This window comes from Pseudoalteromonas sp. GCY, from assembly GCF_016695175.1.
GTDB lineage: Bacteria > Pseudomonadota > Gammaproteobacteria > Enterobacterales > Alteromonadaceae > Pseudoalteromonas.
On the sequence record NZ_CP068023.1, the window covers coordinates 469,708 to 478,532 of the forward strand.

The window sequence follows — 8,825 nt, forward strand, 5'->3', positions numbered from 1 at the left end:
GCGCTGAGCGCCTAGCCTTCTATGTCACCTTGAAGCGTTGCGATAACGCGTCTTGCACCGCCATGGTCACGATGCTCACCGAGATAAATACCTTGCCAAGTACCTAAACGCAGGCGGCCCTCAGAAATGGGAATCGTTACTTCACATCCTAAGGTGCTGGATTTGATATGTGCTGGCATATCGTCATCGCCCTCATAGTCATGGCGGTAGTAGCTTTGCCTCTCTGGTACAAAATGATTAAAGTGGCTTTCCATATCCATACGTACCGTTGGGTCGGCATTTTCGTTAATTGTTAGGCTGGCGGAGGTGTGTTGTATAAACAGGTGCAGCAGCCCTATACGATAGTCATGTAGTTCAGGAAGCTGCGAGATAATCTCGTCGTCTACCAAGTGAAAGCCTCGTTTTCGAGGCTTCAAGGTAATTTGTTTTTGAGTCCAACTCATAAAGTAACGTGTGTTTTTAACTGTTAGGCGAGTTTGTCGAAGCTGACTTCGATATTGGCATTACCGTCAGGAGAGGTGAATGGCATAATAAGTTTAGGACCATCACATTTATGGGTGATGGTATGGCCCGGGCCTGAAACGACAACCGGTGTTGCCATATCAAATTCGTAACCTTTTTCGCCGAGCAGGTTTTTAGCACCGCCAGTGACCATGTTGGTGATTTCACCAACCATATCAGTGACGTCTTCATTAATGGAATCTGGGCGCTCACCAAGCATACGCTCCATAATGGTTAGCGCTAGGTTCTCTTCAAAGGTGATCGAAAATGACCCTTTCGTCTGTGGACCAACCATGCCAATCAGACCCGATACATCACCTTGTGCGACTTCGTCTTTCTTCACTTTTGGCTTACCCGGCGTCAATTCTGTTTGCGCCATAGTAGCCAATACATTGATTAGAGATGATAAAAAGGGGTTGATGAACTCTACATTCATATGGACTTTCCCTTACGCATTTTTAATAAATTAGTGTCGCTCTTAGTGATAAGTGTAGTGGGCTTTTTTGCTCACTGCACTTAATCTTTACATTTTTCGCAACGGCCATGAGCCTCGATGGTTTGCTCTGTAACCACAAATCCGGTTTCTGCAGCTAGGCTGTTCAGTTCATGCGAAATCGTGTTTGAGTGTAACTCCTGAACGTTACCGCAACTATCACAGATCAGTAACTGCACTGGATGTGTGTGGTCGAAGTGATGGCAAAGCATAAACGCATTAGTGCTTTCTATTTTATGGATAAAACCCAACTCAGAAAGAAAGTCTAAGGCGCGATATACGGTAGCGGGTTTTGCAGCCGCTTCCGTCAACTTGAGCTCTTCAAGTAAGTCGTATGCACCAACGCCACCTTGTTTAGAAGCAAGTAGTCTAAATACTTTTTCTCTAATAGGGGTAAATCGTGCACCACGGTTGTCACATACTTGCTTGGCTTTGCTAACTAGTAACTCTATATTCATGATTCAAAATCCTTACACTGCCTTGCAATACTAACATATTATTTTTATTAGTCTTGTGTTTACCCTGATTTATTATCTCAAGTGGATATTCGGGAGCGATGTTGCTTTTACACTTTATTTTTCTTGCTAAGAAGAGCGCTTAACTGGTTCAATCTTAGTATGGTAAAAGGTTTCAAATTGTGCTGCAGAAAGCGGCTTGCTGATCAGGTATCCTTGGCCAAAATCACACTCCAGCTGCTGCAATAAACGCAATTGCTCCTGCGTTTCCACTCCTTCGGCGACTACTTTCATCGATAAATTATGCGCCATGGCAATAATGGTTTTAACTAACGCTTTAGACTCGTGAGTAGCGAGCATATCGCTGATAAAACTTCGGTCTATCTTGAGTAAATCAAAGGGGTAATGGCGGAGGTAATTCAGTGACGAATAGCCCGTACCAAAATCATCCAAAGATAATTTAAACCCTAACTGATGTAATTGAGTTAGGGTCTGCTTGACCTGAGTTTGCCCAGAGATCAGTACACCTTCAGTGATCTCCAACTCGATAAAGCGATTGGCAATCGGGATGTCTTTTACTAACAGCTCTATCTGCTTCAAAAGGCTTGGGTCTTTAAACTGCCTAGGTGACAAGTTGATTGCGATGCGAATATCGGGATCTAAGTGTTGCTGCCATTGGTGTGCTTGGTTAATAGCCGTTGAGAGCACAAACAATCCGATGTCGATGATCAAACCACTTTGTTCTGCAACGGGAATAAACTCCGCAGGAGAGACATTGCCCAATGTTTTACTGTGCCAGCGTAGTAAGGCTTCCGCGCCAAATACATCACTGTCTTCAATATAAAATTGAGGTTGGTAAAACACTTCTAACTCGTTTTCATTCAGTGCAACGCGCAATGCTTCCTCAATATCAATGCGCCGAGACAACTGCTGACTCATTTTTTGATTAAATAGACAGTAGTTGTTGCGACCGTTACTTTTGGCATTGTACATGGCGGTATCAGCACAGCTGAGTAACTCCTGAGGGGAGTTCGCGTCTAAAGGATAGATAGCAACGCCTATACTGACTGAAATATTAAAATCTTTATCGTCGACAATAATGGGATGGTGAAAAAGCTTGATGAGCATATCGGCAACAGACGTAATGTCTGAAGTATGTTTAAACCCTCCCATCAACACAATAAACTCATCACCACTAAGGCGTGACACGGTATCTTGCTCACGTAGCGATTGCTTAAGCCTTTTCCCTGAAGCGATGAGAATTCGATCGCCCGCTTCGTGCCCGAGTGAATCATTGATCCGTTTAAAATCATCCAAATCAATAAAAAACACCACCGCAAGCTCATCGTTGCGTTCGGCATCAAACAGTTGCTGCGCTAAACGCTCCATGGCTAAAAAGCGGTTTGGTAAATCGGTCAATGAGTCATAAAAAGCGTGATGTAAGATGACTTCTTCTTGACGCTTTTTCTCTGTGATATCACGCACTGCGATAACCAGTTGATCGGTCTCTGGAATGGGGGAGAGCCTGGCTTCAAATAGTTTCGCTTGATCAGCAATTGTCAATGGATATTCTATTTGGGTCAATTGATGACGCTGATTGGCAGACTTGATGGCTTGGCTAAATTGTTTTGCTGCGTGGGAAGGGAGTACTTCCGACATCTTCTTGTTGATAAACTGCTCAGGCGATATATACAAGTCGTCTGATTTTCCGGTATGGCATTCTAAGATGGTACCGTTCGTATTGATTATAAAGAAAATATCCGGCAAGGCCTCAAAAACACTATTAATAAGTGCGTGGCGGCGCTGTAATTCTTGGGTGCTTTCTAATTGCTGTTGCCAGTTTTTCTCTAATGTTTGTGCCATAACATTAAGCTGCTTAGCTAGGACTCCAAGCTCGCCATGTCCTACGATATCAGCTCTACTACTCAAAGACTTATTGGATAATTCAGCGCCTACTTGGATCAGCTTCTTAATTGGTTTATGAATGAAGTAATGGGTAAAGCTTAGTAGCGCGATAATGATGAGTATTAAAAACACCGCTAAAATACTCGCCTTCGTTATCAATTGCTGCCTTAACGAGAGAAAAACGGTGCTTACGTCGTAGATAGCAATCAGCCTAACTAAATCATCGGGCTCAACGACGGGCACTTTAGGTGAAATGGGAATTGCTGCGAGAAAGTACTGCTGACTAGGGTCAAATGTCACCTTGAGATCAAGGGTGCGTAGCGTTGCTGTGGCTTGCTCCTGACTGATAACTTGATTAAATACTTGTAGTCCAATCGCTGAGTGTTGAGTTTTGTTGACCAGTGTTTCTCCTTGAACAAGGAATAGTGCTTTATATTTATTGTCAGAATAATAATCCTCGAGGGTCAGGTTGATCTGATTATTGTTGCCTTCCACCAATTCAGTGAAAAGATGCTTACCTAAATGGGATAAATTTTGTCTTAGTTTTGTCTCATAGGTATCGAGAAGCATGTCTCGCTGGCTAACATATGAAATGGAGATAATAAGAGATGAGATCACCAGACCGCAGAGTACCGTGCCCCAAGTCAGTGTTTGTTTTAAATTTATAGAAATAACCCGATTACTCATAAACAACCAATTCAATTACCCCGATTCCATTGCGTTTATTTTTTCCTTCAGAGCGCTTCAACATTAGTGTAGTCCAGCTGCAAAATCCTGTATTAAATTTGAGCAAATATTAATGTGACAGATCATGTGCTGTGGCGATAGCGTGTTGAGTTTTCGCATTAGGTCCAATCTCGTTTTATTTCGCTTTGACCGCAAATTGATTGCCGTAAACGGATTGGCTTTTTATATTGGTTAAAAAGAAAACAATAAAAGAGAAAATTAATGAATAAGGTAGTTAAATGCACGCTGGTTAGTATGCTTTGTGCGTCAGTAAGCTCTGCAGCTCTCGCTTATGACAGGATCACCGGAAAAGCTTTTGCTAGCCGCTCTGAGATTATTGCAACCCAAGGCATGGCGGCAACTTCTCAACCACTGGCAACACAAGTCGCAATAGAGGTATTGAAGCAAGGCGGAAGCGCCATAGATGCTGCAATTGCGGCCAATGCTATGCTTGGCTTAGTGGAACCTACGGGTTGCGGTATCGGTGGTGACTTATTTGCCATTGTGTGGGACGCAAAGCAGCAAAAGCTGTTCGGTCTCAATGCATCAGGGCGCTCACCAAAAAGCCTTTCGTTAGCAAGGTTACAGCAACAAGGCGATACAATTCCAAGTTATGGGCCGCTTCCCGTTTCTGTGCCCGGAGCGGTCGATGGCTGGTTTGAACTGCACAACAAATTTGGCAAATTGCCAATGAAACAGTTGCTTCAACCTAGTATCGACTATGCCAGAAGCGGCTTTCCAGTTTCTGAGTTGATTGCCTATTATATGCAGCGCTCGGTATCGGCTCGTGAGCAATATCCAGGATTTAAAGAAGTATTCATGCCTGAGGGGGAAATGCCTAAAAAGGGAGAGATATTTAAGAATCCGGCACTCGCTAATACCTATGAATTACTTGCAGAGAAAGGCCGTGATGCCTTTTATAAAGGCGAAATTGCTAAAGAAATCGACCGTTACATGAAGGCCAATGGTGGATACCTAAGTTACCAAGACTTGGCTGAGCACCACAGTGAGTGGGTTGACCCCGTAAGTGCTGATTATCGCGGCTATACTTTATGGGAACTACCTCCCAATGGTCAGGGCATTGCCGCCCAGCAAATTCTCAATATTTTAGAGGGCTATGATATCAAGGCAATGGGATTCGACAGCCCCGAGTATATTCACACCTTTGTTGAAGCAAAAAAACTTGCCTTTGCAGATAGAGCAAAATACTACGCCGATCCAGACTTTAATGAGATACCAGTCGCGACGCTTATTTCGCAAGCATATGCTGACGAAAGGCGTGCATTGATTGATCCAAATAAAGCAGCTAAGCGCGATCATGCAGGTCCTGTAGATGGGGATACCATTTATCTCACGACTGCCGATAAAGAAGGGAATATGGTGTCGCTGATCCAAAGTAATTTCCGTGGTATGGGCTCGGGTATGACTCCAGTTAAACTTGGCTTTGTCTTGCAAAATAGAGGCGAGCTATTTACGTTAGATAAAAACCACTTTAACGGTTATGCGCCGGGAAAAAGACCATTTCACACCATTATTCCTGCCTTTGTCACAAAAGATGGTAAACCATGGATGAGTTATGGCGTGATGGGAGGCGCGACTCAACCGCAAATGCATGCGCAGATCCTCATTAACATGATTGATTTTGGTATGAATCTACAAGAAGCGGGCGATGCACCTCGAATTTTGCATAGTGGTTCATCGCAACCAACTGGTGAAATCATGACAGATGGAGGATATGTCAGTCTCGAGTCGGGCTTTTCGATGGAAACCCGTAGAGAGCTGATAAAAAAAGGTCACAAGTTACAAGAGGCCGTTGGTCCTTATGGCGGTTATCAGGCGATTATGCGAGATGGTAAAACTGGAGTTTACTACGGTGCATCTGAAACAAGAAAAGATGGCCAAGCAGCAGGTTATTAAAAGCCTAGCCGGATGGTGAAATCACACGAATTGTAACAGTTAAAGCACTTCGCTTTTTGTTATCTTGATGTAATATCATTGTTGTTAAACGGAAATTTAAGGAACAATAGCATGACAAAAATAATAACAAAGCGAAGTGCCTTGTCGACACTCGTTGCGGCGCTTTTAACTACTCAGAGTTGGGCGGTATTTGCTGACACCATTACCAATAATGTTTACTCAGAAAAGGGCTTGGCAGGTACGCTAACCCAAGAAAAAATCGACGAGCAAAACTATAAAGCCAAAATTGAGTTTGGCTGGAACAACCGTCGAATCTTAATTGATGAAACCTTAAAGTTGAATGAAAAAGGACTACCCATCAATTTTAGTCTTAAAGGGCGTTCTGCTTTTGGCTCCGCAATTGATGAAATGTTTAGCTATAATAGAGGCATTGCGCAGTGGAAAAGCGTCAATGAATCAGGTATTAAGGCTGACGCGACACTCGATTTCTACGTACCGTCTAATAACCACCTTGCACTAGATAACGCGACGATGCGTTATGTTCTAAAAAATAATAAATACGAATTAGATGTTTACCCTCAAGGCAAAATGCTTATCGAAAAAATGAAGACGATGAAGTTGGGGGAACAAACCGTTCATCTATTAGTAACGAGTGGCCTTAGCCTTACTCCTAATTTTGCATGGTACGATGACGATGGTAACTATTTCGCGCAAAGTTGGGGGCCAATGTATGTCTTGCGCGACGGTTACACTAAAGCACAGTTCGAAGAACTTGAGGCTATCCAAAAACAAGCCGAACAGCAGCATTTAGAAAACCTCGCTAGCAAGCTGACACATGATGTCCCAGCATTACTTATTGAAAATGTTGCCGTCTTTGATGGTGAGCAGAAAAAGCTGCTGAAAAACCATGATGTGTTGATTAAAAATGGCAAGATTGTAGAAATAGCTAAACATATTAAAAAGCAAAATGGGGTGGTTAGCCTTGATGGAAAAGGAAAAACCTTGATCCCAGGGCTTTGGGATATGCACGGTCATTTATCAAAAGAGAACGGTATTTTAAATATTGCGAACGGTGTTACCAGCGTTAGAGATATGGGTAATGAGCACGACAATATTATGGAAATTGAAGCGCTCTTTAATACCAATCAGGTGCTGGGTTCGCGTGTATATCGTGCTGGCTTTATGGATAAATACAGCGAAAACTCAGCTGGCTTAAGTGTGAAGTCATTGGAAGAAGCGCTCGAGACGGTCGATTTCTTTGCCGATAATGGCTATGTTCAAGTAAAGCTATATTCTTCTATCGATCCGAACTGGGTAAAGCCTATTTCTGAGCGTGCGCATAGCCGTGGATTGAGACTTAGCGGTCACGTGCCTGCGTTTATGACGGCAGAGCAAGCCATTGCAAATGGCTACGATGAGATTCAGCACATTAATATGCTGTTCCTTAACTTCCTTGCTGGTGAAGAAGTGGATACCAGAACACAAAAACGGTTTTCACTGATGGGAGAAAAAGCCTCTGGCTTATCACTTGATAGTCCAGAGATGAATGCATTCATCAAGCTACTAAGTGATAAGCGCATCGTTGTGGATCCTACGGTATCTACATTCAGAAGTTTATTGATGGCAGAAGATCAAAAGATCAACCCAGAATTTGCTGCTATTTCAGAGCATATGCCAATTGCATTCGCTCGTGGTTTAAAAGGGGCTGAGATGCATGTTGATGAACAGTTTAAACTGAGCTACCAAGAGTCGGGTGAAGCGATGCAAAAAATGCTGAAAAAGCTCTATGATGCTGGGGTTCCAATGGTACCTGGAACGGATAACATTGCAGGCTTTACCTTGATCCGTGAGCTAGCGCTTTACGTTGATGCGGGCATTCCTGCGGCTGATGTGCTGAATATGGCAACGCTAGAAAGTGCCAAATTGATGGGCGTTGCACATCAAACCGGTTCAATTGCCAAGGGTAAAGTGGCAGATCTAGTATTGATCGACGGCGATCCACTTAAGGACATTACGGCACTGCAAAAAGCGACATTGGTGATCAAAGGTGAGCAAGCGTTTAAGCCTGCTGAAATTTACCAAGCGATTGGCGTGAAGCCGTTCACTACCTCGCCTTCGCTAAAGTAATCGTTTGATGCTATAAGACCAGTGCAAAAAATATAACACTTGCACTGGTCTTATTTTCTTTACTTCGATATCAGGCTAAATTGTATTTCTGAGTTTTACCAAAAGTGTTTCTAAAACAGAGGTTTGTTTAATAAATAAACAAATCGTTCTGACTTTCCCGTTACTACCTAATAAAAGTTCCTAAAAACGGTTCGGTGTAATCTTGTGTAATGGATAAATTTACTTTTTTGTTAATAAAGCGGTTTATTTATCAGTTTCTTGTGCTAGCCTTTTTCAGTACAGATCATGAGTCGTTGATGTAAAGCCATACAAGTTGTGTGTGATTTACCAGCTTCAGTGTGGTCTTTTTTATAACTCTATTTGAGACTTTGATGTCGTCACCCCCGCGTGCGAAGATGGTAAAAAAGTTTCCATATTCAAGCGTTAAAGTGACAGTGAGTGATTACAGCAATGTTGTATATATGCTGCAAGCAAATAGCAAAAGGTGCTGTTGATTAACTTGGCTCGCGGTTTTAGCGGTTAGTTAACCTTTTTTATAGATACACCCTACAAACGTTCTCCTGCTTAAGTGGGTACTGTGTTTGTTGCGGTTAAGTAATTGATTGGTTTTTTACAACGTTACTGATGGTTAACTGTCGCAAGCCAAATTGATACTGCTCGCGCTGTTGCCAAAGGAATCCCAACCAAGTTATGGGGATGGC

General features: G+C 42.8%; 6 protein-coding genes. 2 read left to right on the top strand and 4 right to left on the bottom strand.

Features of this window, described 5'->3' with window-relative positions:
• Positions 1-11: 11 nt before the first annotated feature.
• The 4 genes from JJQ94_RS07355 to JJQ94_RS07370 form a co-directional block, all read right to left on the bottom strand.
• The gene (locus tag JJQ94_RS07355) at positions 12-443 is read right to left on the bottom strand and encodes a secondary thiamine-phosphate synthase enzyme YjbQ (RefSeq protein WP_099028975.1); all 432 of its coding nucleotides are present in this window, start codon (positions 441-443) and stop codon (positions 12-14) included.
• A gap of 23 nt (positions 444-466) precedes the next feature.
• Positions 467-937, bottom strand: coding sequence for a chemotaxis protein CheX (locus JJQ94_RS07360; protein ID WP_010607100.1), 471 nt, complete (start codon positions 935-937; stop codon positions 467-469).
• A gap of 80 nt (positions 938-1,017) precedes the next feature.
• A complete protein-coding gene (zur, locus tag JJQ94_RS07365; protein WP_010368795.1) occupies positions 1,018-1,452 on the bottom strand; it encodes a zinc uptake transcriptional repressor Zur in 435 nt (144 codons plus the stop codon).
• 126 nt (positions 1,453-1,578) lie between these two features.
• The gene (locus JJQ94_RS07370) at positions 1,579-4,041 is read right to left on the bottom strand and encodes a bifunctional diguanylate cyclase/phosphodiesterase (RefSeq protein ID WP_236596560.1); all 2,463 of its coding nucleotides are present in this window, start codon (positions 4,039-4,041) and stop codon (positions 1,579-1,581) included.
• 261 nt (positions 4,042-4,302) lie between these two features.
• Between JJQ94_RS07370 and ggt the strand changes: the two genes are divergently transcribed.
• Together ggt and JJQ94_RS07380 are read left to right on the top strand one after the other, a co-directional pair.
• A complete protein-coding gene (ggt, locus tag JJQ94_RS07375) occupies positions 4,303-5,997 on the top strand; it encodes a gamma-glutamyltransferase (RefSeq protein ID WP_099028976.1) in 1,695 nt (564 codons plus the stop codon).
• A gap of 111 nt (positions 5,998-6,108) precedes the next feature.
• Positions 6,109-8,124 (top strand): amidohydrolase family protein, encoded by a 2,016-nt coding sequence (locus tag JJQ94_RS07380; RefSeq protein ID WP_099028977.1) that lies wholly within the window; start codon positions 6,109-6,111, stop codon positions 8,122-8,124.
• Positions 8,125-8,825: the final 701 nt, after the last annotated feature.